The organism is Escherichia sp. AM3, assembly GCF_032029835.1.
GTDB classification, from domain to species: Bacteria; Pseudomonadota; Gammaproteobacteria; order Enterobacterales; family Enterobacteriaceae; genus Escherichia; species Escherichia coli.
In genome coordinates this window covers 1-233 of sequence record NZ_JAVUPQ010001340.1, presented here as the reverse complement: position 1 = coordinate 233, position 233 = coordinate 1, and the positions used below count along the sequence as shown (strand labels likewise).

The 233-nt window shown below is 63.1% G+C and carries 1 protein-coding gene; it reads right to left on the bottom strand.

The genetic code is table 11. The annotated features are described in order from the left end of the window. The coding region (locus RTW80_RS30970) for a citrate lyase subunit alpha (RefSeq protein ID WP_312722097.1) at window positions 1-233 on the bottom strand (233 nt) is incomplete at both ends.

The following is a 233-nucleotide window of genomic DNA, read 5'->3' as shown; positions in this document are numbered from 1 at the left end:
ATGTAGTCCACCTGATCCTGCACCAGGCTGGCGGGCATATTGGGGAACGGCACCAGTTCTTCCGTCAGCAGCACCACCTTACGGGCAAAGTGCGCATCCACCATGGCGTAGCCCAGCGAACCGCAGCACGATTTGCCGTGCGTGCCGTTGGCGTTGCCAAACTCATCGCTGCCCGGCACGCCAAGAACCGCCACGTCGAGGTTCAGTTCGCCGTCCTGGAGCAGCGTCTCGCG